The organism is Marinobacter sp. ST-43 (assembly GCF_030541085.1).
GTDB classification, from domain to species: Bacteria; Pseudomonadota; Gammaproteobacteria; order Pseudomonadales; family Oleiphilaceae; genus Marinobacter; species Marinobacter nauticus.
Genome location: NZ_JASSVO010000005.1, coordinates 75,988 through 100,401 on the forward strand (window position 1 = coordinate 75,988; position 24,414 = coordinate 100,401).

Here is a 24,414-nt window from a genome sequence, read left to right on the forward strand (position 1 = left end):
CTCCGGAGGCAACCATGGAACCTACCGACGTTAGTGAATCAATCCTCATGCAGCACGTGATCTACCGCGAGTTTGGTGAGCGGGAGGTGCTTCAGGTGGCGCAGGCTCCGGTGCCTGAGCCCCGGGAAGGTGAAGTGGTCATCCGAGTGCATGGCGCCGGTTTGAACCCGATTGACTGGAAGACCCGGAAGGGGCTGGGGTTCGCCGCCCGACAGATCGAAAACCGGCTGCCCTGGACGCCGGGGTACGACGTTGCCGGTGAGGTCGTCGCTGTTGCTGAGGGCGTGACCACCCTGGCCCCGGGCGACCGGGTGATGGGTATGGTGGGCTTTCCGGCCGGCGGTGGTGCATATGCGGAGTACACACTGGCTCGTGCTGACGAGTTGGCCATCGTCCCTGATGAGCTTGATCTGGTGACTGCCGGCGCGGTGCCCCTGGCGGCATTGACAGCCTGGCAAGCCCTGTTTGAGGTGGCCAGGCTGGAATCCGGTCAGAAGATACTGATTCATGCCGGGGCTGGCGGTGTCGGCCATTTTGCGGTTCAGTTTGCGCTGGAGCGTGGCGCCCATGTAGTGGCGACAGCCTCACCGGCCAATCGGGATTTTCTGGCAGAGCTCGGCGTGCACGAAGTGATTGATTACCACACTACCGACGTGGCTGAGGAGTGCTATGGCCTGGATGTGGTGCTGGACCTGGTGGGAGGGGAAGCCGGCAAACGCTCCCTGCATACCCTGTCAGAAACCGGCGTGCTGGTGACCATTCCCACCGTGACCGCCGATGACATTGTCAGCGCCGCCGAGGCCATGGGGCTTCGGGCCCACGGCATGACCGTAAGGCCGGACGTGTTTCACCTGGACGAAATTGCCGAGCTCATTGAAGACGGCGATGTGCGGGTCCACATTGACCAGGCTTTCCCGCTGAATCAGGTACAGGCCGCCCACGCTTTGCTGGAGGGCGGCCACGTCCGTGGCAAGCTGGTACTCGACTGCCGCTGACGGTTGCGAATAGCGTCAGGCTGGAGCGGCACCGCTTGCTGTTTTGTCGCCTTTCTCACCGGCAGGTTCTTCCCGGTCCCGACGTTCCTTCTGGGGTTGTGGGGGAACCAGGCTGATCAGTACCCAATCGTCGCCTGGCTCAAGGGTTTCCATGTCCTTGACCGGGTGAATATGGTCCCGACTGTCGCGTACGAACAACACCAGGGCCTGGTTCTGATACTGGTTCAGAAACTGCTGGTAGCTGAACTCTTCGCTTAGCTGCGTGGTTTTCACGGTGTAGCCCTGGCTGACCAGGCTCGCCAGCTTGGCATAGCTGACACCATCGAACAGACCCCGGGTCCGCTGGACCTTACCTGCGGTCTGAAGCCGCGCCCGCTGATCCTGGTCGCCTTCCACCAGGCCAAACACCGAATCATCTCCGAACCAGTCCAGAAAATGGTAGGTGGCCAGACTGTTCATCTGCTTGTATGGCGACAGTATCAGGAGGTTGCCGATCCCGGTCAGGTCCATATGTGTGGCGGCATGTTCCGACACCGGGTTGCCGAAATACACCGGCAGGTTTTCCATGCGCGCCTGACGCACGTTCTCCCAGTTGGTGTCGGTCAGCATGGTGGGAATGTCATGCTTTTTCAGGGCCTGGGCCACCAGCCGGGCCACCGGGTTGGCACCCAGAATCAGGAAGCCGTGCGCGGGCGGTTCCTGAACCCCCAGCAGCTTTGCCACGGGCCGGGCAGTGAGGCTTTGCAGGGTAACGGTGGTGATGATGAGCATAAACACCAGTGGTACCAGTACGCCTGCACTCTCATAGCCGATTCGCTCAAGCTGGAATGCGAACAGCGCTGAGACCGCCGCAGCGACAATGCCACGTGGAGCAATCCAGCTCAGGTACAGCTTTTCGCGCCAGTTCAGTGTGGTGCCAATGGCCGAGAGGAAAATGCTCGCGGGGCGTGCAATCAGCATGAGGATAGCCAGCACAGCAACCAGGCCCCAGCCCAGTTCGGCGATGGCAGCAAACTCCACGCGGGCGGCCAGAATGATAAACAGGGCCGAAATGAGCAAGACACTGAGGGATTCCTTGAATTCCAGAATGCTGTCGACCGGAACCTGCTTCATGTTAGCCATCCAGATGCCCATCACGGTGACGGTGAGCAGGCCCGATTCATGTGCCAGTTCGTTGGAGATGGCAAAGACACCCAGCATGAAGGTGAGCGTGCCGGCGTTATGCAGGTACTGCGGGATCCAGTGCTTTCTGAGGACCAGGCCGTTCAGGTAGCCGGCGGCGGCACCGATGGCAAAGCCTACCAGCAGGGTTTTGCCAAAAATATAGAGGGAATGGCTGAAAACATTGCCTTGGCCCCAGGAAACGATGCCCTCGAACACCAGAACCGCCAGCAATGCGCCCACCGGGTCAATGATGATGCCTTCCCAGGTGAGGATGTTCGCCAGCTTGGAGGTGGGTCGTACAGCCCGGAGCAGGGGCGCAATCACCGTGGGCCCGGTGACCACGGATATGGCGCCGAACAACAGTGCGACTTCCCAGGACACTTCGAGAATCCAGCGGGCGGCCAGGGTACCGATGATGCAGGTGACAATGGTGCCCACCGGAATCAGGTTACGCACCATCTTGCCGTGGCCTTTGATTTCCTCGTAGCGCAGGGTAAGGCTGCCCTCGAACAGGATGATGGCCACTGCCAGGGAGATGACAGGAAACAGCAGGTCGTCAAAAATGGCTTCCGGTTGCAGGAACCCGGTCACCGGGCCTGCGAGGATGCCGCCGGCGAGCAGGAACAGGATAGCCGGCATGCGTACTCGCCATGCCAGCCACTGACAGACCAGGGAAGAAACGCCGATACCGGCCAGAATTAACGTGGTGCTTACGGCCATAAAAGGGCCCCGATGGTTGAATTAGGCGTTGGCCTTGCGGGCGATGCGATTCAGCAGCCGGGACGCTGCGAAAAAGCCGAAACTCGCGGTCACCGGACTGGCAGCACCAAAACCGGTGGCGCAGTCGAGCCGCACCGGGCCGTCGCTTGTCGGTTTCTGTTGACATACCTCGCCGTCCGCGGCGGGATAGGTCAGTTGTTCCAGAGAGTATACAGCTTCTACGCCGAAGCGCCGTTTCGGGTTTCGGGAAAAACCGTATTCCCGGCGCAACATATTACGGACCTTGGCTAATAATGGATCCTGTGTGGTTTTCGCCAGGTCTGCAACCTGGATCTGGGTCGGGTCCATCTGGCCTCCGGCACCGCCGGCACAGACAATCGGAATCTTGCGCCGCTGGCAGTGGGCAATCAGCGCCGCTTTTGCCTTCACGCTGTCGATGGCATCCACCACGCCGGTCGTGTCTTCTGTGATCAGCTCCCCGACATTCTTCACCGTGAGAAAGCCGAAGTGCACCCGAATGTCCGCCTGGGGATTGATGGCCTGCAACCGCTCCGCCATGGCGTCGGTTTTGGTGCGACCATACTGGCCCTGCAGAGCATGCAGCTGCCGGTTGGTGTTGGAGACACAGATGTCGTCCATATCAATCAGGGTGATGGTGCCGATACCGCTGCGCGCCAGAGCTTCTGCCGCCCAGGAACCGACGCCGCCAAGCCCGACAATGGCGATGTGAGCATGGCGGAAGGCAAACAGGGCCTTGCGGCCGTACAGACGCTCTATGCCGCCAAAGCGGAGATGGTAGTCATCGGTGGTCATGTGGTCTCTACTGGAGTATTAAAAATGCAGCGTGCATTGTACTTGTGTAGCAGGACTGGCGAAAAGCATTCATAAAAAAAGCCGCGCATAGCGCGGCTTCAAGAAGGTACCAGCCTCGCAAGGAGGCGGGTTGGACTAGTTCAGAGACACTAATCAACGTGACTATTATCAATTTCTGATCTGTCTTGATGAAGGTCACAAATTGCCATTTGTCGGTCATTTCCGGCCAGAATTTTTGGCCTGACCGGAAGCTCTGCCGCTTAGGCCATCCACTGCTCATCTTCCAGGGCCATCAGGCTGTCTTTGCCGGACTGAATATCCCGTAGCAGCCAGTCCGCCTCAGGCATCAGTTTCTCGAAATAGAAACGGGCGGATACCTGCTTGCTTTCCAGTAGTGGCTTGTTGCCTGCGCCTGCTTCGAGCTGCTGGCCAGCCACGGCAGCCATGCGAGACCACAGATAGCCGATGACGGTCAGGGCTGTCAGACGCAGATATGGTGTTGCCGCAGCGCCAGCCTGCTCCGGATCTTTCGGGGCATTCTGGGCCAGCCACAGAGTGGCCTGCTCAAGACCCTTGACGGCACCTTTCAATTCTTCCCGGTAGGGCGCATCAGGATTGTCTTTCAGGTAACCCGTCAGCTCGGCAAACAGGGCGCGTACCAGTTGCCCGCCCTTCAGCGACAGTTTGCGGCCTACCAGATCCATCGCCTGGATGCCGTTGGTGCCCTCGTAGATACGGGCGATACGGCCGTCGCGTACCAGCTGTTCCAGCGGCCAGTCCTGGGTGAAGCCGGAGCCACCCAGCACCTGCTGGCCCCAGTTAGCGTTGTTGTAGCCCTCATCGGTCAGGAAGGCTTTGACCACCGGCGTCAGCAGCTGTACCAGATCATCGGCGTTTTCACGCACCTTTTCGTCCGGGTGTGCCACGGAGAGATCCAGCTGGTGGCCGGTAAACAGTGCCAGTGCACGCATGCCTTCGTTCAGCACTTTCTGGCGCATCAGCATGCGGCGTACATCCGGGTGCACAATGATCGGATCGGCCGGGCCGTCGGGATTCTTCGGGCCACTCAGGGAGCGGCTTTGCAGACGCTCTTTTGCGAATGCCAGGCTTTCCTGGTAAGCCATTTCCGCCAGACCCAGGCCCTGCATGCCCACCATCAGACGGGCTTCGTTCATCATGGTGAACATGGCGCTCATGCCCTTGTTGGGCTCGCCCACCAGCCAGCCCTTGGCGCCTTCGAAGTTCATGACGCAGGTGGCGGAACCCTTGATGCCCATCTTGTGCTCCAAGCCACCACAGAAGGCCGGGTTGCGCTCACCGGAGTCTGGCAGGAACTTGGGTACCACAAACAGGGAAATCCCTTTGGTGGTGTCTGGCGCGCCCGGCAACTTGGCCAGCACCAGATGGACAATGTTGTCCACCAGATCGTGCTCACCGCCGGTGATCCAGATTTTGGTGCCCTCAATCGCGTAGCTGCCATCATCATTCGGCGTGGCTTTGGTGCGAATCAGGCCCAGATCGGTGCCACAATGGGGCTCAGTCAGGCACATGGTGCCCGTCCATTCGCCGGAAATCAGTTTTTCCAGATACGTCTGCTTAAGCTCTTCCGAGCCGTGGGCATAGAGGGCGCTGATGGCACCATGCGTCAGGCCGGGGTACATGCCCAGCGACAGGTTGGTGGAGCACACCATCTCGTCCACCACGAATTTCAGCGTGTGAGGCAGGCCCTGACCGCCAAACTCCAGCGGCGCGTCCAGCGCGGTCCAGCCACCTTCGACAAACTTCTGATAGGCCTCTTTGAAGCCGTCCGGTGTCTTGACCAGTTTGGTTTCCGGGTCGTAGCTGCAGCCCTGACGGTCGCCAACCTGGTTGGTGGGCTGAATGACCTCTGCCGCCAGCTTGCCGGCCTCATCAATGACCGCAGAGATCAGGTCTGGTGTGGCATCGGCATACTTTTCCAGCTCGTGCAGCTTGTCTGCACCCAACACATCAAACAACAGAAAGCGAAGATCGTTCGCTGGTGCCTGGTATTGCATGGATACTCTCCTGTATTGATTTGACGGTCTCAACGACCGCCGGATGTCGTCGCTCTGATCTGGAAGCCTTTCTTCATACGGGCGTTTGAATTGTTTGGTTTGCTTCAGGATGGCCCGAACGCATTGATTTTTCGTATCAACGGCATGGTGTTGATTGATAATCGGGAGATCGGTGAATGACGACCGTTATTGCGGGGGTGTCCGGTGCCATCGGTGGGGCATTGGCCCGACGTTATCTGAGCAGCTATCCGGACCGGAGCCTGATTGGGCTGTGCCGAAGGCCGGAGACGGCGCGGGACGATTTGAAGAATCACTCTCGCGTGAGATTGATGGCCTGGGATGCAGAGGACGAGCAGCGGCTTGATGTCGCCGAGTTCAAGGCTGTGCTGGAAGCATCTGGTCCGGTTCAAACCGTTATTTATGCCGCAGGCCTGCTGCACGATGGCCAGATGTTTCCGGAGAAACGGTTGGAGGATATCGATGGCCGAAGCATGATGCGGAGCTACCAGGTGAACTGCCTTGGGTTTGTCTCGCTGATGCAGAGGCTGGCTCCGGCGCTGAGGGGAAAGCACTTCAAGCGTATTGCCGCGGTGTCTGCGAAGGTGGGGTCTATTTCGGACAACCAGTTAGGGGGCTGGTACGCCTATCGCGCCTCCAAGGCGGCGATGAATATGGTGGTGAAGAACCTTTCTATTGAATTGTCGAGGCGTTACGCGCCACTGGCATGCGTTTCCCTGCACCCGGGCACCACCTTGTCGTCGCTGAGCCAACCATTTCAGCAGTCGCTGGAGCAGTTAACGGTGCACGAGCCAGAGCAGACGGCAAGCAATCTGTTTTCGGTTCTGGAAAGCCTCGATGCCAGGGATAATGGGCGTTTTATCAGTTGGGATGGCAGTGATCTGCCATGGTAGCGCAGTCATGCTGCGGCGGTGCCGCAGCACGCTGTTAACGCAGGAACGGATTGAGCAGGCGGGTGAAGGTCCCGGTCAGTTTCAGGGGGGCGCTCAGCACTGACAGCGTAATGCAGTCTTCGCAACCGACGGCCACCGGACGATGTTCGTCCTGTTCGTTCAGAACCACAAAGTCCCACTGATTGAATACGCCCTTCTGGTCGGCAAATGCCCCTTGCAGCACAATCGTGGTTTCATCGCCACGGTGGGTATGGGCCGGCGCCTTGCCGCCCGCTACCAGTTTTTGCAGAACGACCCGCTCGTTCTGGCCGGGAAACTTGTCGGTAATGTCGAGCACACTCACGTCCGCAAGCTGACGTTTCCAGGGCAGGGCATTGATATCATCCCCTAGCAGTTTCTGCAGCGGGCTCACCTTCGGCTGGGGAACCACCGGGGATGATGCTTCCGGGGAGCCATCAATGCGCGCCATCAACTGATCAAAGCTGGAATCAGCCACCGTCACCTTTGGCTGGTGATCCATCATGACAGCGCCCAGGCTGTTCAGGGTATCGACCCGGCTACGGCAGTGGGGGCACTGCTCCAGGTGCAGTCGGATGCACAGTGCATGGGGCTCGCTCAGATTGCCCGCACTGTATTCCATCAGACTCAGGCTGTCGGGATGGTGCCGTGTCATACGTTTTGATCCTGCAAAATCACTTTCAGTTTGTTCAGTGCCAGGCGAACCCGGCTTTTCACGGTGCCGAGAGGAATGTTGAGCTCATCTGCCACCATCTGATGGGATTTGTGCTCCATATATACCTTGGCAATTACGGTAATCTGCTCTTCCGGGAGCTGACTCAGCGACTCCCGGATGCGCCGCTCGGACATCAGGCGATGCAGGGAGGTGACCGGTTCGTCTTCGTTATCACCCGGGATCTGCCAGAGATCCTCGGTTTCCACCGCCATCTCAGCACTGGTGCGCTGCATTTTGCGCAGCATATCAATGCGCTGGTTCCGGGCAATGGTGAAAATCCAGGTGGAAGCGGCCGCTTTGCGCCAGTCGTACAGACAAGAGCGACGCCAGATAGAGACGAAGACTTCCTGCACCAGCTCTTCCGCGTGGCTGGCCAGCCCGTTCGAGATTGCGTAGTACTTGATCTGCGGGGCAAAGTGCTCGAACAAAGCATGATAAGCCGCCCGATCCTGATGCTTGCCGACTTTTTCCAACAAAACACCCCAGGGGTCTTTGCGCCCTTCGGTTTTCGTTGGTTGCTGCTCCAGTGTTGTCACCGGGCGCTCCTTGACAGTTATCGTATTTGAGCTGGCTATGGTCATCATTCTATGCACTCGTCACAGATTTGTCAGTGAGAGTGTTTACGCAATGGATTCCCGGGCGGATTCATGGATTCCGAAAAAATTGTCGGGATGGCCAGAAGGCCGGAAGAACTGCGTCACCGGGGTAATTGCCGGTTGCCCCGGCAGGGGCTAGTCTGATCGTTAAAACAACGATCAAAAATTCCAGACCATGAACGCAACGCTCTCCAGTGGCTCTTTGCCCGTTATGCGGGTGCATTACGCTGAAATTCTCTGCCAGTTGGCAGAGGAGCGTGGGGTGCGTCGTTCGGATCTCGTGTCAGTGGCCGGTATTCGAAACAGCCAGCTCAGTCATCCCGACAATTTCATTACGCTCGATCAGTTCACGGCGTTATGCCAGCAGGCACTGACCCGCTGTGGTGATGAATGCCTGGGGCTGGAATACGGCAAACGTCTGAAGTTCACCGCGCACGGAGCCCTGTCCCAGGCTGCCATCAGTTGCGACACCCTGGAGCAGGCGCTGGCGGTGTTGATCAAATATTTCCGGATCCGGTTCGCCTATATGTCGCTGGCGTTCTTCGTCGAGGATGAGGATGCAGTGATTCAACTGGAAATTCACCACGACACCGAGAAGCTTCATCGGTTTAATATTGAAGTGGTGATGGCCACCCTGATGGACGTGAATTACCTGTTATTCGGCACTCAGTTACTGGATGGCGGGCGGTGCCTGGTGGATTACCCTCGCCCCGAGGATGTTGAGCGCTACCAGTACCTGTTCGGCGGCAAGGTCACGTTCTCGGCGGGAGTAAACCAGTTGCGCTTTCGCAAGTCGTTTCTGGGATTACCGATGTCACTGTCCAATCCGGTTGCCCGCCGGGTGGCAGAAGCCCAGTGCGAGGAAGAAATGCGCCAGATGGAAGCTTCTGCCTCGGTGAGCGATCGGGTCTTGCGTTTGCTGGAGTCTGCCCGGGATGGGCGTTTGCCCGGCCTCGAGGATGTGGCGCAGCAAATGGGGGTGTCGCCACGAACGCTTCGGCGGCAGCTCTCCGCCGAGGGTGGCGGGTTTCATGGTCTTCAGGAGAGTGTGCGACATCAGCGGGCCCGGGAGCTGCTGTTGCGCCATTCGGCGATGAGCATTGACGAGATCGCCGAGCATCTGGGTTACAGCGACCCGTCCAATTTTGGCCGGGCCTTTCGCAAGTGGGAAGGAGTCTCGCCCTCGGCCTGGCGCCGGGACAATCAGACCTGATCACGCCTTTTCGTCCGTCCTGACGATTTAACCTTCCTCCAGGTAGGTATAGCCCTCAAGCCCGGAGGACAGCTCGGCCAGCAGCGTTTGCTGCAGCTCTGCAGCCAGGCCGCTGTGCCGGAACTTCTGCCGGTAGGCCTCAAGCAGGTTGGCGGGCTCGAAATTCACATAACGCAGTACTTTCGCCACGGTGTCCCCGGTAATGGGTTCCCCCACCTGATATTGCCCCTGTTGGTCCAGCTTCACGTCCACCGAGTGGGTATCCCCGAACAGGTTGTGCATATCGCCAAGGATTTCCTGATAGGCGCCGGTCATGAAGAAGCCCATCAGCAAAGGGGACTCCGGGTCGTGTTCGGGCAGTGGCAAGGTGGTTTCGATGCCCTGGCCGTCCACGTACTGATCAATCCGGCCGTCCGAATCGCAGGTGATATCCTGGATCACGGCCCGCCGGTTCAGTGACCGGTTAAGCCCGTTGATCGGCATCACCGGGAAAATCTGATCGATGCCCCAGACATCGGGCAGGGACTGGAACAGGGAAAAGTTCACGAACAGTTTCTCCGCAAGCTTCTCGTTCAGCTCGTCGATGATTTCCCGGTGCGCCCGGTTGGCGCTGTCCAGCTCGGCCCGGAGCATCCGGCAGCAGCGCACGTACAGGGTTTCGGCCTGGGCCCGCTCCTGCAGGGACAGCAAACCGTGGGCAAACTGGGCGTGGACATCGGCCATGGCGTGCAGGATGTCGTGATAGATTTCCGCCAGTGAGCGGGGCGAGCCTTCATCCTGAAGACTTTCCAGGTCTCGCCAGAGATCCTGCAGCGGCGCGGGGGCCTCAGCAGCGGGTTCCGTAGGCTCGCGGTTGTCCGGGTATTCGCGGTCAATCACATTGGTGACCAGTACCGAATGATGGGCGGTGAGCGCCCGGCCGGATTCACTGATCAGGTCCGGGTGCGGGATACCCTGGCGGTCACACTCGGACTGCAGCACGTGCACCACGTTGTAGGCGTATTCGAATACGCTGTAGTTCATGGAGCAGCTACTGCGGGAACGGGTTCCTTCGTAGTCGACACCCAGGCCGCCGCCGATATCGACGGTACCGATGGGGGCGCCCATAGCGTGCAGTTCCGTGTAGAAGCGAGCGCACTCACGCAAGCCGGTCTGGATGTCCCGGATATTGGCAATCTGTGAGCCCAGATGGAAATGCAGCAGTTGCAGGGTGCCCAGGGCTCCGGCCTGTTTCAGGGTATCCACCACATCCAGCACCTGGCTGGCAGACAGACCGAACTTGGACTTCTCGCCCCCGGTATTCTGCCAGTTGCCCTTGCCAATAGTCGCCAGCCGGGCTCGCACGCCAATCAGCGGGGAAATGCCCAGCTTTTTTGCTTCTTCCAGAATCAGTGGCAGTTCCGACTGCTTTTCCACCACGATAAACACCCGGTGACCCAGTTTCTGGCCGATCAGTGCCAGGCGGATGTACTCCCGGTCCTTGTAGCCGTTGCAGACAATCACCGAACCGGCCTGCTTTGCCAGCGCCAGTACGGCCATCAACTCCGGTTTGCTGCCGGCTTCAAGGCCCACCTGGTTGGCCGAGGCGGCCGGTTCGGCTGACAGCAGTTCTTCCACCACCCGGCGCTGCTGGTTTACCTTGATGGGGTAAACCGCCGTATAGCGGCCCCGGTAGCCCTGCTCCTGAGTGACTTTGTTGAAGGCATTGCAGAGCTTGTTGACCCGGTCATGCAGGATATCGGTAAAGCGAATCAGAACCGGCAGGGGCACACCGGCTTCGGCCAGCGAACGAGTCAGCGCCGGCAGGTTGATGCGGGCGTCGCTTCTGCCCCGGTCCGGGCAGATTTCAACCTCGCCCTGACCGTTGACTGAAATGTATCCGTCACTCCAGTGAGCGATGTTGTAGACCTTGTGGGCTGGTGATGCAGCGGTTTCAGCCATTGTTGCTATCCTGTCAGGAAACCCGGGGCGGCCGGCGGGCCGGTAACAGGCTGCATTGTAGGAGCTGACCACTGCACCTACAATACGCCCCTTTCAGATGCCCCGGCACATTGCAGCGGCACACAGTGGGAGACAGACATGACCGCATTGAACGAAGGCTGGTTCACCGAGGTATTTCAGGACCAGGGCACCGCTTTTTCCCTGCAGGTAAAGCGCAAGCTCCATGAAGAGCAGACGCCATTTCAGAAACTCGAAATCTATGAAACCGAAACCTTCGGCAACCTGATGGTTCTGGACGGCTGTGTGATGCTGACCACCAGGGACAATTTCCTGTACCACGAAATGATGACCCATCCTGCGCTGTTCACCCACAAGGACCCGAAAAAAGTGGTCATCGTCGGTGGTGGCGACTGCGGCACCCTGAAAGAAGTGCTGAAACACCCTGGAGTGCAGGAAGCCTGGCAGGTGGAGATCGATGAGCGGGTAACCCGCATGTCTGAGAAGTATTTTCCAGAACTGTGCGAAGCTAATGGCGACCCCCGTGCCAACTTCTTTTTCGGTGATGGCATCCAGTGGATGCGTGATATCGAGCCGAACAGCATTGATGTGCTGATTATCGACAGTACCGACCCGGTGGGTCCTGCGGAAGGCCTGTTCGCACTGGATTTCTATCGCGATGCCATGTTGGCCCTGAGGGAGGGCGGTATCATCGTGCAGCAGAGCGAATCCCCCCTGCTGCACACCAATACCATCATCAAGGACATTCACGATGACATGCACAAAGCCGGTTTTGGCCATGTGCAGACATTGCCATTCCCCCAGCCGGTATACCCCACGGGCTGGTGGAGCTGCACCATGGGCAGCAAGGAAAACCCGCTGAAGTATTTCCGCGAGGAAGATGCCAACAACCGCCCCTTTGTCACCCGTTACTATAATGCCGGGGTGCACCACGGTGCCTTGGCCATGCCGCAGTTTATGGTGGATGCGCTGGAAGATGAGGTTCGCCCGGAAGAGGGTTGAACCAGAGCTTAAAGAAAAAGGGCGCCACAAGGGCGCCCTTTTTCGTTCCGATAGGTAGCGGTGTTACTGCTTGCCGCTGACAAACTCCGGATAGGCTTCCATACCGCATTCGGAGAGGTCGACACCTTCGTACTCTTCCTCTTCGGTCACACGGATGCCCATGACAGCCTTCAGGATACCCCAGACGACCAGACTGGCTACGAATACCCAGATGAAGATGGTCAGGGCGCCGATGATTTGGCCGCTGAAGCTGACATCGCCGTTGGTAACCGGTACCAGCAGCAGGCCCAGCAGACCACAGACACCGTGGGCAGAGATGGCGCCGACCGGATCGTCGATGCGCAGCTTGTCCAGAGTGACGATGCTCAGTACCACCAGGATGCCGCCCAGGGCGCCCCAGATAGTGGCTGTCAGCGCGCTCGGGGTGGATGGCTCGGCGGTGATTACTACCAGACCGGCGATCGCACCGTTCAGCAGCATGGTCAGATCAGCCTTGCCAAACATCAGGCGAGCGGTGATCAGGGCGGCAATAGCGCCACCGGCAGCGGCTGCGTTGGTGTTCAGGAACACCATGGCCACGGAGTTGGCACTGGCGACGTCGCCGAGTTTCAGTACAGAACCACCGTTGAAACCGAACCAGCCCATCCACAGGATGAAGGTACCCAGAGCGGCCAGCGGCATGTTGGCGCCCGGGAAGGCACGGATTTCACCGTTGGGGCCGTATTTGCCTTTACGCGGGCCAAGCAGCAATACACCAGCCAGGGCCGCAGCGGCACCTGCCATGTGTACGATGCCGGAGCCGGCGAAGTCACTGAAGCCAAGATCACCGAGGTTGTACATACCGAACACATCGGCGCCACCCCAGGTCCACGCGCCTTCCAGCGGGTAGATAAAGCCAGTCATGAAGACCGCGAATACCAGGAACGCCCACAGCTTCATGCGCTCGGCAACCGCGCCGGACACGATGGACATGGCGGTGGCCACGAACACGACCTGGAAGAAGAAGTCAGAGGCCGCTGAGTAGATGGAGCCGCCGGTGAAGCCGTCTTCACGGGTGGCGAAGTCACCCAGTACGCCGTCCACGTCCACATCGGCGATGCCGGAGAGGAAGACGTTACCGCCGTACATGATGGCGTAACCGCACACCAGGTACATGGTGCAGGCCACGGCAAAGAGCGCGACGTTCTTGGTCAGGATTTCGGTGGTGTTTTTAGCACGCACCAGGCCGGACTCGAGCATGGCAAAGCCTGCGGCCATCCACATGACTAATGCGCCACACACGAGAAAATAAAAGGTATCTATTGCATACTGCAGGTGAAAGAGATTGCTTTCCATAGGAAGCCCTCCGCACAAGGCTCTTCAGGTTATAAGTTTTTTGCGTTGGCTGGGTGTCAGTTCTGGATCAGACCGCTTCTTCGCCGGTTTCGCCTGTCCGGATCCGGATAGCCTGTTCCAGTTCAGTCACGAATATTTTGCCGTCGCCGATCTTGCCGGTATTGGCTGCCTTGGTGATGGCTTCGATGACCTGGTCCAGCAGGTTGTCGCCAATGGCGATCTCCACTTTGACCTTGGGCAGGAAATCCACCACGTATTCCGCGCCACGATAGAGCTCTGTGTGGCCTTTCTGCCGACCGAAGCCTTTGACTTCAGTGACGGTTACGCCTTGTACGCCAATCTCGGATAGTGCCTCACGGACATCATCCAATTTGAAAGGCTTGATGATCGCTGTCACAAGTTTCATTGCTTTCTCCTTGGTAAAGCCGTCCCAACAGTGAGGGCCCGTCGGCCGGTTGTTGAGTTCGGGATGCTGCCACCTCGCACATCAATTGTGCGGATTGCGTACGAGGGCTTTAGCATCGGGTATGCCAACGCAAAAAATAGCTTTTAAAACAAACTCTTAATTATTGTCTGTGCCGAAATGGCGCAGCTTGATGCACTGTTGTGGTGCATTGTGCCTGCGATTGTCTCAAAACAGCGCAGTCGGGCCATCGGCCGCGGCCATTATAATGCCGACCGGGTACAGTATGGCAGGGGGTAGGGTGTGATACACTCCCGCAAACACCCCGGCGACACGGAAAATAGTCTGATATCGCCGAAAAACCGATACGAGAGGTGATTGATGAAAGGGCCCCAGGAAATTTTTTCTCAGTTGCAGGGTCAGTTTGGCCAGTTTGTTCCCGATATGGCTCGGGCAGCCCGGGAAGATTTTGAAACCCAGGCCCGGGCCACGGTGATGTCGGTTCTGTCCCGGCTGGAGCTGGTGACCCGGGAAGAATTTGATGCCCAGCAGGCGGTCCTGATGAAAACCCGTGAAAAGGTTGAGGCCCTGGAAAAACGTGTTGCCGAACTGGAGCAACGCCAGAGTTCCTGATGGTTTGCCCGGGCGGCAGGGTCGCTGCCCGCAACGACTGATTGTTCTGTGCCATGGAAGGTTGTCATGCTCGCTATTGTCCATTCGCGCGCCAGCATTGGCGTCTCTGCTCCCCCAGTTACCGTTGAGGTGCACCTGTCTGGTGGCCTGCCGGCATTATCCATCGTCGGGTTGCCGGAAACCGGAGTGAGGGAAAGCAAGGATCGGGTTCGCAGTGCACTGCTGAATGCCGGTTTCGAATTCCCCGCCCGTAGAATCACCATCAATCTCGCGCCTGCTGACCTGCCCAAAGAAGGTGGCCGTTTTGATTTGCCCATTGCCCTGGGCATCCTGGCAGCCTCCGGCCAGATTCCCCCCGAAAGCCTCGAAAGCCACGAGTTTCTCGGAGAGCTGTCCCTGGATGGTGCGCTTCGGCCCCTCAAGGGGATATTGCCCGCGGTACTGGCGGCTCGCGAAGCAGGCCGTTCGCTGTTGCTACCTCAGGACAACGCCGAGGAAGCTGCCCTTGCCAGCCGTGATGATGTGCTTGCCGCCAGCCATCTGCTGTCAGTATGTGAGCATCTGGCGGGCCGTGCCAGACTGGTTCCTGTTCCTCGATCTGAAACGCCGGGAGACGGTGCCGCAGCGGTGTCTGTGGCCGATCTCTCAGAGGTGCGAGGCCAGCAAGTGCCCCGTCGGGCGCTGGAGGTGGCCGCAGCTGGCGGTCACAATCTGCTGTTTTTCGGCCCTCCCGGAACCGGTAAAAGTATGCTGGCGAGCCGGTTACCGGGCATTCTGCCAGGTTTGCCAGATGAGGCAGCCATGGAGGTGGCCAGCGTGCATTCCGTTGCGGGCCAGCCGCTAAAGCCAGGTGGCTGGCGTCAGCCACCATTCAGGGCGCCTCATCACACGGCGTCTGCGGTGGCGCTGGTGGGCGGTGGCAGCAGTCCTCGCCCGGGCGAGATCTCTCTGGCGCACCGGGGGGTGTTGTTTCTCGATGAACTGCCGGAGTTTGAACGGCGGGTCCTGGAAGTGCTGCGGGAGCCTATGGAAACAGGCGAAATCTCCATCAGCCGGGCGGCGCGGCAGGTCACTTTCCCAGCGCGATTTCAGGTTGTGGCCGCCATGAACCCATGCCCGTGTGGTTACAGTGGTCACCCCAATATCGAGTGCCAGTGCACGCCGGCACAGGTGATGCGTTATCGGGCAAAGATCTCGGGGCCGTTACTGGATCGGTTCGATCTGCATGTGGAAGTTCCGGTGCAGTCCGGAGAGGTCTTGCTCGGTTCCGGGGTGTCCGGTGAGAGTAGCGCCAGTGTCAGGGCCAGGGTTCTGGCTGCCAGGGCCCGGCAGGAGGCTCGTGGGATGCTCAACTCGGCCCTCTCGGGAGCGTTGCTGGATCAGGCTTGCCGGCTGGATGCCGCCAGTGAGCGGTTGTTGACCCGGGCCATGGAGCGACTGGGGTTGTCGGCCCGGGCGCTCCATCGAATATTACGACTGGCCCGCACCCTGGCGGATCTGGAGGGTGCTGAACACCTGAGCCAGTCGCACCTGATGGAGGCGCTGGGTTACCGTCAACTCGACCGTCAGGCTGGCCAGGGGTCGGTTGTCTCCGCCTGAAGCTGCTGACTCTGGTAAACTGTGTGCCAGGTTTATTCCATGAGATCCGCTTTGAAGCTTGAGGACACAGAATGACTGACCAGAACGAGACTCAGGATACGAATCCGGTCACCACACGCCGCGGTGTTCGCAGCTTTGTACTGCGCCAGGGGCGGATGACCGAAGGTCAGAAGAAGGCCTTCGATCGCAACTGGGCCAAGTACGGACTGAGCCGTGACAATGGCATGATCGACCCCCGTGAGGTGTTTGGCCGCGATAACATGCTCAACCTGGAGATCGGTTTCGGGATGGGCAAATCCCTTGCCGATATGGCCGAAGCTGCACCCGAGCAGGATTTTATCGGCGTGGAAGTGCACCTGCCTGGCGTCGGCGCCTTGTTGAAAGAAGTGGAATCGCGTGGTCTTGAGAATGTGCGGGTATACAGCATTGATGCCAATGATGTGATTGACCTGTGTCTGCCGGATGCCTGTCTGGATCGGGTGATGGTGTTCTTTCCGGACCCGTGGCACAAGAAAAAGCATCACAAGCGCCGCTTGATCCAGCCGGAATTTGTACAGCGCATCCGCCATAAACTCCGGGTGGGCGGTATTCTGCACCTGGCCACTGACTGGGAGAACTACGCTGAGCATATGCTGGAAGTGATGAGTGCGTCAGAAGGCTTTGCCAATACCCAGGAGCAAGGTGGTTATTCGCCCAAGCCTGATGACCGCCCGATCACCAAGTTCGAGAAGCGTGGCGAAAGTCTTGGCCACGGAGTATGGGATTTGTTGTTTTATCGCACCAACTGAGTTCAGTGGGAGTGAGTCAGGGGCCTGCGGCGGGAAGCACGGATGACCACGAGGCCCGCCATGCCAAGTATCAGGCCGGTGAATTTCACCAGCGCCAGAATGGTGGCGGTCAGGCTCAGGGAGTCTGAAGGCGGATTGAAGTTATTAAGCAGAACAATGTTTTCCGCTACATCGCTGATGCCTGCGATGACAAAAAGGGCGCGCACCCAGCGGGCGACCATCCGTTCCCGGATACCCGGTCTGTCCCGGGTGAAGTGGCGGGTTAATTGAAGCAGCGCGGCCAGATAGACCACGATGAACACAAAGTCGAGCCACAGTGATAGCCGTGCCATGGCGAGATTGCCGTCACGCCAGCTGCGCAGAATGGCGTGAGTCTGCTCGGCGGTACCGGCCAGCTGTAAACTGACAATCCCCTGAGGCGCGGCGGACGTATGCAGTGGCTGGTTCAACGCCACCAGAACCAGCCACAGTGCCAGTGCAGCCACCAGGGAAACCTTCATGGGCAGCTTCATCGGGCGCATGGGAATAAGCGGTGGGCGCTGGGCTGAGTCCATCAGAGAAAGTGCTCCAGCAGGCTGTTCAGGTATCTTTGCCCCTTTGCCGTCGCCTGCAGACGGTCGGGGACGATCAGGTTTTCATTTCGTAACTGCTCAAGTTTTACCGCAATGGACGACAGTGGTAAACCTGTATGCTCACCGTACAGTCTTTCGTCGGTGCCGCTTTTTAGTCTCAACGCATTCATCATGAATTCCAGGGGCCGGTCTTCCGGCTCTATGGCTTCACTGCCAGCGGTGCGGGAGCCGATCCGGTTGAGATATGCGTCGGGCTGCCTGGTCTTCCAGTATCGCAGGATGCGTCCGTCGGCAAGGCTCACCTTGCCATGGCCGCCTGCCCCAAGGGCCAGATAATCCCCGAAGGTCCAGTAATTCAGGTTATGCCGGCTCTGAGCGCCCGGCAGGCTCCAGGCGGAGACTTCATAATCGTCCATCCCCGCCTGGCGCAGCAGATCTCCCCCGAGCTGGTAAATCTCCCAGAGCCGGTCATCGTCCGGCAGGGCGGGTGGTCGGGAGAAAAACTCGGTGTTGGGCTCGATGGTGAGCTGATACCAGGACAGGTGCCGGGGCTGGTAGCTCAACGCTGCCTGTAAATCATCCAGAGCCTGACTCGGTGTCTGGTCGGGCAGGCCATGCATCAAGTCGACATTGAAGTTATCAAAACCGGCCTTGCGGGCGGCTTCAATGGCGCTGTGGGCCGAAGCTCTGTCGTGAATCCGGCCCAGGGTTTTCAGTTGCGCCGGATCAAAGCTTTGAACACCGATGGACAGCCGATTGATGCCAGCCTCCCGGAAGCTCTCGAATCGACCAGTCTCCAGCGTGCCGGGATTGGCCTCCAGGGTGATTTCGGCCTCGGGGCTGAATGTTAGCCGTTCCCGGAGCCGCTCGAACAGGCGGTGGTAGAACGCGCCGCTCATCAGGGACGGGGTTCCGCCACCGATGAACACGGTTTCAATGGGGCGTTCCCGTACCAGGCCCAGATCCTGATCCAGGTCTTCCAGAAGGGCGTTCAGGTAGGCGTGTTCGGGAATCTCTCCCTTGACAGCGTGGGAGTTGAAGTCGCAGTACGGGCATTTGCGCACGCACCAGGGCACGTGAATGTACAGACTCAAGGGCGGGCAGACCGCCACGGGCAGGGTGGCGGTCACAGTATTAAAGCTCCGCCCTGAGTTGATCCAGAAGGCTGGCCAGAGCCCGTCCCCGATGGCTGATCCTGCCTTTCTGCTCCCGTGTCAGCTCGGCAGCGCTGCATCCATGCTCCGGTACCAGAAAGACCGGGTCGTAACCGAAGCCGCCTTGCCCGCGCGGCTCGGCAAGAATGCGGCCTGGCCAGCGACCATGGCAGATGATCGGCGTGGGATCGTCAGCATGGCGGAGATAAACCAGAACGCAGTGAAACTGAGCGCTGCGCTCTGCTTCAGGCGTGTCTTTCAACGCTGCCAGCAACGCCTCGACATTATCATTGTCGGTTGCCTCTTCGCCGGCAAAGCGGGCGGAGCGAACGCCCGGGCGGCCGTCCAGGGCATCCACGGCCAGGCCACTGTCGTCGGCCAGCGCAGGCAGGCCAGTGACTCTCGCTGCATGGCGGGCTTTGATAATGGCATTCTCAACGAAGGTAACGGCCGGTTCTTCGGCCTCTGATACCCCAAGCTCACCCTGGGCGACCGGCTGCAAGCCAAGTGGCGCGAGCAGATCAGTCAGTTCGGCGATCTTGCCCTTGTTGTTGCTGGCGATGACGAGTTTGCGGGCCATGGTATCAGTCGTTGAACAGGGTATGGGAAAAACGGATCGGAAGATCTTCCTGGTGGCCGCTGGGGCGCGCCGTGACGTTGAACGTCATCAGATCTCCGGATTGATACTGGTACTGGGCAATGAAGTACACGGCATCACCTTCCTGAATGCGCCGGAACGCCAGAAAGTTCACCTGCTGGATATCGTTGGAGACCTGGCCTTCCACCTGCCCACTGACGGGCTGGATCTGGCCGTGCTCGTCTTCGGTCATGATCGAGATGTTAACGATGCCGATGCCCCGGCTGCGTTGCAGATTGTTGGCCTGTGCCACTTCCGGCGCCAGGAAGGTGCTGGGGAGCACGCTCCAGTGCACCTGATATTCTCCGAAATCCTTTTGTCCGGCCTGGCTGGTGATCGATACCAGCATGAGCCCGAATGCCAGAAACAGTGTCTTGCTTGCAGTCAGAAGGTTCATCATGTGCTCTCCCGTGTGATGCGGTATATGGCGATTTCCCCCAACAGATTGGGCCAGAGCCGCGCCAGCCAGCTGTTCTGATGCTGCCCGTCCACTACCCGGCGGCTTTTGATCTTGATGCCTTTCTGCCGGCACAGCGCTTCAAAATCCTTGAAAGTGCAAAGGCGGATATTGGGGGTGTTATACCATTTATACGGCAGTGCATCGGATTCGGGCATTCGGCCGCTCAGCGCCAGGCCCCAACGCAGTCGCCAGTGGGCAAAGTTGGGGAAGGTGACGATGCCTTCGCGACCCACCCTCAGCATTTCATCAATGACCTTGTCCGGGCGGCGTACCGCCTGCAGGGCCTGGGTCATCAGGACAATATCGAACATGCCATCATCGAAGTTGTCGAGGCCCTGGGTATCCAGGTTCTGCTCGATCACCCGTACGCCGCGGCCCATACAGGTGGTGATGTGGTCCGGGTTGATCTCAAGGCCAAATCCGGTGGCATTGCGCTCCCGTTGCAGGAAATCCAGCAGGGTGCCGTCGCCGCAACCCAGGTCCAGAATGTGGTGGCCCGGGCGCACCCACTGTTGAATAATTTCAAGATCTGCTCTCATGCGCCGACCTCCCGTGCTACCCGGTCCATATACGCAGTAAAGATGTCGGTGTATCTGGGGGTTGGGATCAGGAAGGCATCATGGCCCCAGGGTGCATCAATTTCGGCATAGCTTACGCGCTTTCTGGCGGAAATCATGGCATTGACCATTTCCTCGGAGCGCGCCGGCGAGAATCGCCAGTCGGTGCTGAAGGACAGTACCAGGTATTCACATTGTGCCGGTGCCAGGGCCTTGGACAGATCGCCGCCGAAGTCGTAGGCGGGGTCAAAGTAGTCCAGTGCCCGGGTCATCAACAGATAGGTGTTGGCGTCGAAGGTTTCGGAAAAGCGCTCGCCCTGGTAACGCAGGTAGCTTTCCACCTGGAACTCGGCGTCGAAACCGAACTTGTAGGCTTCCTCACGCAGTTCACGGCCAAATTTTTCGCCCATGGAGGCGTCTGAAAGATAGGTGATGTGGCCAACCATCCGGGCCAGCATCAGGCCGCGCTTCGGCACCAGATTCTCGTCGTAATAGCGGCCTTCGAAAAATTCCCGGTCCGAAGTGATGGCTTGCCGTGCGACTTCGTTGAAGGCGATGTTCTGTGCGGTCAGACGTGGAGTCGAGGCGATGACCACGGAATGCCTTAGCCGGTCAGGGTAGTCCAGGCTCCACTGCAGGGCCTGCATGCCTCCGAGGGAGCCGCCAACCACAGCGGCCCATTGCTGAATGCCCAGATGATCCGCCAGTCGGGCCTGGCTGGCGACCCAGTCAGCCACGGTAACGACCGGGAAATCCGGACCATAGGGTTTCCCGGTTTCCGGGTTGTTCGAGTTGGGGCCGGTGCTGCCGTGGCAGCCACCGAGATTGTTCAGGCTGACCACGAAAAACCGATTGGTATCAATGGGCTTGCCGGGGCCGATACAGCTGTCCCACCAGCCCGGCTTGCGGTCGTCCAGCGAGTGGTAGCCAGCGGCATGGTGATGGCCGCTGAGTGCGTGGCAGATCAGTACCGCATTGCTGGCATCGGCGTTGAGTTTGCCATAGGTTTCCACCACCAGATCGTAGCTTTCCAGCGACTGGCCGCAGGCCAGCTCCAACGGCTTGTCGAAGTGGATGGTCTTCGGGCTTACAAGGCCCACGGAATCCGAGGGCAGGGAATCAGGCATGGGTGTGATGAGTTCCTGGTTCGGTCCACTGGTGTCTGGCCACAGGCCTTGGTTGGCACCGGAACTGGCGCCAGCACTGCAGTTTAAAGGCGGGGGGAGGTTGCTGCAACCGGCGTTTAGGGTGCCTGTCTGGCGAGTCGCACCAAAGTAGTGCGGCTCGCCAGTGCCTGGTTACATGGCGCCGGAAATATTGACGACTTTTTGCTGGATCATCGTGGGCGCCGGCTTGCGAATCTGGCGCATCATGGCGTCGGCCAGTTCCAGCTGCTTGCGAAGGTCTGCCGTGGCATGATCCAGACGCTGGCGTTCGGCCCGGCTGTCCCGATCGGTGCGAACCATGTCGCGCAGGCGGCGGATCTGGTGCTCAAGCAGCTGTTTCTGTTCCATGGAGAACTGCATGATTGGCAGCAGGGCTTCGTGTGGCCAGCGCTCTACATCTTTGCGCACCCGGCCATGCAGCGTACGGGCCTCGCTCACCATCACATTGAAGAAGCGGCGGACCACCGTTGACTGTTCCGACAGCAGATTCTTCGGGTTATTGCGGAACCGTCGGGCTTTCTTGCGCAATTCACGAATGGCAATCACATGCCGGCCGGCCCGTAGCGGAATGGGCTCCAGGTGCCGGGCGCGGGTGTCTTCGTTGTATCTGCGATAGATGGCGCCTACCATTTTCTCCGCGAGCCGCCCTTCGCTCAGCAGGTTAGTGAGGTCGCTCTCCAGGAGTTCGAAAAAGTGTTCCATGGCCCGGTTCATGCCGGCCGTGGTCCAGCTTTTCGACATCATTTTCCGTACCTGGCTGGCGTGCTGCTCAAAGCGATCTTCGCTGACCAGCTTGGTGAGCATGTCACCCTGGGATTCCATCAGTCGACGCGATGAACGCAGAGTGATCAGCTTCTTGTAGTAGAAGTCATAATCCTTCTGGGCCCGTTCCGCGAGCCGGGACAGCGCGGCCTTGTCGAGGGTGGCGCCGGCGCAGGCCTGGCGTTCTTCTTCCAGGGCATCCAGGCGGTACTGCATGGCCGCCTGGCTGTTCTGTAGCATTCCCAGCAAGTCGTTGATCAGGTTCTGGGTAATCAGCTGCTCCTTATGCATCAGGATGCGCTGAATGATCAGCTGCTCCAGCTTACCGATGTTGGAGCGGTCGAACAGGTTGTTGTCTTTGCGAACCCGTGCCAGCAATCCCTGTTTTGCAGAGAGAGGAATAACGTCCTGCTGGCGGATGCCCAGATGGTCCGCGGTGTAGTTGCGAACACGGTCAATGGATTCCTGGGTGTGCTTCTCGCCCTGAAGGTCGTCCCATAGAACGTCGATCTTGTTGAGAACTGCAAACCGGCCGGCCCGGTGGTCGGCGTGCTCGGTATCGATATGCTCTTTCCAGATAGTCATGTCACTGGCTGTGACGCCAGTATCCGCGCTGAGCACAAAGATAACGGCATGGGCCCGGGGCAGCATGCTGATGGTCAGTTCGGGTTCCGAGCCAAGGGCGTTCAGGCCCGGAGTATCAAGAATGCGCAGGCCGCGCTCGAACAGGGGGTGGCGAATGCTGATCTGGGCATTACGCCAGGCCGGTACCAGCACATTACCGGGATTATTGCGATCGTGTTCCAGCATGGCCTCGTCGAAGCCCAGCTCCCGGGCCTCTTCCGGGCTCACGCTCTTGATCCGGGCAACTTCCGCCAGCACTTCGCGCATGACGTCCGGATTGCGCTCGTCGAGCTCATGCCGAATCCACTGTTCCGGCTTCTTGCGCAGCTGCTGCAGAGACAGCTCACCCGTGCGGGTTTCGATCGGGAGCAGAAGCAGATAGTTCTGGTTGGCGCTGCGATCAAAAAACAGCTCGGTCGGACACATGGTGGTGCGCCCGGCCTGGGATGGCAGCATGCGCTGGCCGTATTCCGAGAAAAACAGGGCGTTGATCAGCTCCGTCTTGCCACGGGAGTATTCACCAACAAAAGCAATGGTCAGCTCATCTTCAATGAGCAGCTCCAGCCCGTGACGAATACGGGTGCTGACGTCTTCTGAAAACAGGTTGTTATCCTGCAGCCACAGCCGATAGCGGCCAATCTGCCGGATCAGTTCCTTTTTCCAGTTGTGATACGCCTCAACCTGCTGCGACAGAGTTCCCTGCGGGTTCATCGGATAATCCTTCTGCGCGACTTCCGGGTATGTCCTGGGTGAGAAGGTCAGTGATGGTGAACACGTGTCGCCAATCGCTCGCCCAGATTAAATGCGTTTAATAATAACCTGTTTTGTTAATGTTTGAGGGTGCGCGAGTCGGCATTTCAGGGAATGGGGCGGGATTTTTCATTAAAAAGGCTGACAATTCATAAGGTTGAATTGTCAGCCGGCGATAGTAACAAATCAGTGTATTGTGTAACGAAATGTATATTCGAGACGCGTGTTACATTCCGAGCCCGATTGAGCCCAGCCCGGCCGCCACTTTCATGTGATCAATGACCACGGTAATCACGTTCAGAATCAGGAACACGATGATTGGCGAAAGATCCAGACCGCCCATGGAGGGCATGATATTACGCACGGGTCGCATCACCGGTTCGGTGATCTGAGCCACCAGTTGAATGGCAGGGTGGCCACTCTGGGGGGCGATCCAGCTGACCACCACCACGGCAATGACCGACCAGAAGTAGATCTTCACGATCAGACTGAGCACGTTCAGTACGGCCCAAACCAGCAGAGTAACCGGATTGATGGCGGGAATGCCGCCGTTCAGCGCGACCAGAATGAGGAAGAAGGTAATGGCCTGGATTAAAACCGCCAATACCAGGGATGCGCCGTCAATGCCGCCCCAGCCCGGAATGAAACGCCGCAGGGGACGCAGCGGCGGGTTGGTGGCCTTGACTACAAATTGTGAAATGGGATTGTAGAAATCCGCCCGCGCCAGCTGCAACAGAAACCGCAGCAAAACGATGGTCATATAGAAAGTGGACGCAATCAGCAGGATCGTAATAACAATATCTGTCAGCATGAAGCTGAGTCTCCGTTATCG

23 protein-coding genes are annotated in these 24,414 nt (G+C 58.8%); 7 read left to right on the plus strand and 16 right to left on the minus strand.

The window, feature by feature from the left end:
• Positions 1–14 precede the first annotated feature (14 nt).
• Positions 15–995 carry an NADP-dependent oxidoreductase gene (locus QPL98_RS09260; RefSeq protein ID WP_011784055.1) on the plus strand — a complete coding sequence of 327 codons (981 nt, stop codon included), beginning with the start codon at positions 15–17 and terminating at the stop codon, positions 993–995.
• A gap of 15 nt (positions 996–1,010) precedes the next feature.
• Here the strand turns inward: QPL98_RS09260 and QPL98_RS09265 are convergent, their stop codons facing one another.
• From QPL98_RS09265 to QPL98_RS09275, 3 genes are all read right to left on the minus strand, one after another.
• Entirely contained in the window at positions 1,011–2,879 is a 1,869-nt protein-coding gene (locus QPL98_RS09265; RefSeq protein ID WP_199453060.1) for a sodium:proton antiporter, read from the minus strand.
• A gap of 21 nt (positions 2,880–2,900) precedes the next feature.
• Positions 2,901–3,692, minus strand: a complete 792-nt coding sequence (gene tcdA / locus QPL98_RS09270; protein WP_303293136.1) for a tRNA cyclic N6-threonylcarbamoyladenosine(37) synthase TcdA — start codon at positions 3,690–3,692, stop codon at positions 2,901–2,903.
• Positions 3,693–3,952: 260 nt separating this feature from the next.
• Positions 3,953–5,728 carry an acyl-CoA dehydrogenase C-terminal domain-containing protein gene (locus tag QPL98_RS09275; protein ID WP_206855175.1) on the minus strand — a complete coding sequence of 592 codons (1,776 nt, stop codon included), beginning with the start codon at positions 5,726–5,728 and terminating at the stop codon, positions 3,953–3,955.
• Between the two features lie 176 nt (positions 5,729–5,904).
• On the opposite strand from QPL98_RS09275, the gene QPL98_RS09280 reads away from it, so the two are divergent.
• Positions 5,905–6,639: an SDR family oxidoreductase gene (locus QPL98_RS09280; protein WP_303293137.1), complete on the plus strand. Its 735-nt coding sequence runs from the start codon at positions 5,905–5,907 to the stop codon at positions 6,637–6,639.
• 34 nt (positions 6,640–6,673) lie between these two features.
• On the opposite strand, the gene QPL98_RS09285 is transcribed toward QPL98_RS09280, so the two are convergent.
• A complete protein-coding gene (locus tag QPL98_RS09285) occupies positions 6,674–7,312 on the minus strand; it encodes a ChrR family anti-sigma-E factor (protein ID WP_303293138.1) in 639 nt (212 codons plus the stop codon).
• Positions 7,309–7,908 (minus strand): sigma-70 family RNA polymerase sigma factor, encoded by a 600-nt coding sequence (locus QPL98_RS09290; protein ID WP_014420382.1) that lies wholly within the window; start codon positions 7,906–7,908, stop codon positions 7,309–7,311. Before QPL98_RS09290 ends, QPL98_RS09285 begins: the two co-directional genes overlap by 4 nt.
• 235 nt (positions 7,909–8,143) lie before the next feature.
• Between QPL98_RS09290 and QPL98_RS09295 the strand changes: the two genes are divergently transcribed.
• A complete protein-coding gene (locus tag QPL98_RS09295; protein WP_153740803.1) occupies positions 8,144–9,181 on the plus strand; it encodes an AraC family transcriptional regulator in 1,038 nt (345 codons plus the stop codon).
• Between the two features lie 27 nt (positions 9,182–9,208).
• Here QPL98_RS09295 and speA read toward each other — a convergent pair whose 3' ends face one another.
• Complete coding sequence (gene speA, locus QPL98_RS09300) at positions 9,209–11,122, minus strand: biosynthetic arginine decarboxylase (RefSeq protein ID WP_278350084.1); 1,914 nt, start codon at positions 11,120–11,122, stop codon at positions 9,209–9,211.
• A 138-nt stretch (positions 11,123–11,260) separates the two neighbouring features.
• Between speA and speE the strand changes: the two genes are divergently transcribed.
• Positions 11,261–12,142 carry a polyamine aminopropyltransferase gene (gene speE, locus QPL98_RS09305; RefSeq protein ID WP_011784066.1) on the plus strand — a complete coding sequence of 294 codons (882 nt, stop codon included), beginning with the start codon at positions 11,261–11,263 and terminating at the stop codon, positions 12,140–12,142.
• A 63-nt stretch (positions 12,143–12,205) separates the two neighbouring features.
• Here the strand turns inward: speE and QPL98_RS09310 are convergent, their stop codons facing one another.
• Positions 12,206–13,477, minus strand: a complete 1,272-nt coding sequence (locus QPL98_RS09310) for an ammonium transporter (RefSeq protein ID WP_011784067.1) — start codon at positions 13,475–13,477, stop codon at positions 12,206–12,208.
• A gap of 67 nt (positions 13,478–13,544) precedes the next feature.
• A complete protein-coding gene (glnK, locus tag QPL98_RS09315; RefSeq protein WP_011784068.1) occupies positions 13,545–13,883 on the minus strand; it encodes a P-II family nitrogen regulator in 339 nt (112 codons plus the stop codon).
• Positions 13,884–14,261: 378 nt separating this feature from the next.
• Here glnK and QPL98_RS09320 point away from each other — a divergent pair, with 378 nt between their 5' ends.
• The 3 genes from QPL98_RS09320 to trmB all read left to right on the plus strand — a co-directional run bounded on the left by QPL98_RS09320 (position 14,262) and on the right by trmB (position 16,900).
• A complete protein-coding gene (locus tag QPL98_RS09320; RefSeq protein WP_011784069.1) occupies positions 14,262–14,513 on the plus strand; it encodes an accessory factor UbiK family protein in 252 nt (83 codons plus the stop codon).
• Between the two features lie 66 nt (positions 14,514–14,579).
• Positions 14,580–16,112 carry a YifB family Mg chelatase-like AAA ATPase gene (locus tag QPL98_RS09325; protein WP_011784070.1) on the plus strand — a complete coding sequence of 511 codons (1,533 nt, stop codon included), beginning with the start codon at positions 14,580–14,582 and terminating at the stop codon, positions 16,110–16,112.
• A 71-nt stretch (positions 16,113–16,183) separates the two neighbouring features.
• The gene (trmB, locus tag QPL98_RS09330; protein ID WP_011784071.1) at positions 16,184–16,900 is read left to right on the plus strand and encodes a tRNA (guanosine(46)-N7)-methyltransferase TrmB; all 717 of its coding nucleotides are present in this window, start codon (positions 16,184–16,186) and stop codon (positions 16,898–16,900) included.
• Between the two features lie 2 nt (positions 16,901–16,902).
• On the opposite strand, the gene QPL98_RS09335 is transcribed toward trmB, so the two are convergent.
• The 8 genes from QPL98_RS09335 to QPL98_RS09370 all read right to left on the minus strand — a co-directional run bounded on the left by QPL98_RS09335 (position 16,903) and on the right by QPL98_RS09370 (position 24,393).
• Positions 16,903–17,454 (minus strand): hypothetical protein, encoded by a 552-nt coding sequence (locus tag QPL98_RS09335; RefSeq protein ID WP_011784072.1) that lies wholly within the window; start codon positions 17,452–17,454, stop codon positions 16,903–16,905.
• Positions 17,454–18,602 (minus strand): radical SAM family heme chaperone HemW, encoded by a 1,149-nt coding sequence (hemW, locus tag QPL98_RS09340; RefSeq protein WP_011784073.1) that lies wholly within the window; start codon positions 18,600–18,602, stop codon positions 17,454–17,456. The genes QPL98_RS09335 and hemW overlap by 1 nt, the downstream gene beginning before the upstream one ends.
• 4 nt (positions 18,603–18,606) lie before the next feature.
• Positions 18,607–19,206, minus strand: coding sequence for an RdgB/HAM1 family non-canonical purine NTP pyrophosphatase (rdgB, locus tag QPL98_RS09345; RefSeq protein ID WP_011784074.1), 600 nt, complete (start codon positions 19,204–19,206; stop codon positions 18,607–18,609).
• A gap of 4 nt (positions 19,207–19,210) precedes the next feature.
• Complete coding sequence (locus tag QPL98_RS09350) at positions 19,211–19,663, minus strand: DUF4426 domain-containing protein (RefSeq protein ID WP_011784075.1); 453 nt, start codon at positions 19,661–19,663, stop codon at positions 19,211–19,213.
• Entirely contained in the window at positions 19,660–20,262 is a 603-nt protein-coding gene (gene metW, locus QPL98_RS09355; RefSeq protein WP_011784076.1) for a methionine biosynthesis protein MetW, read from the minus strand. The genes QPL98_RS09350 and metW overlap by 4 nt, the downstream gene beginning before the upstream one ends.
• Positions 20,259–21,407, minus strand: coding sequence for a homoserine O-acetyltransferase (locus QPL98_RS09360; RefSeq protein ID WP_011784077.1), 1,149 nt, complete (start codon positions 21,405–21,407; stop codon positions 20,259–20,261). Before QPL98_RS09360 ends, metW begins: the two co-directional genes overlap by 4 nt.
• A gap of 171 nt (positions 21,408–21,578) precedes the next feature.
• Complete coding sequence (locus QPL98_RS09365; protein WP_011784078.1) at positions 21,579–23,543, minus strand: dynamin family protein; 1,965 nt, start codon at positions 23,541–23,543, stop codon at positions 21,579–21,581.
• Between the two features lie 265 nt (positions 23,544–23,808).
• Positions 23,809–24,393 (minus strand): YggT family protein, encoded by a 585-nt coding sequence (locus QPL98_RS09370; RefSeq protein ID WP_303293139.1) that lies wholly within the window; start codon positions 24,391–24,393, stop codon positions 23,809–23,811.
• Positions 24,394–24,414: the final 21 nt, after the last annotated feature.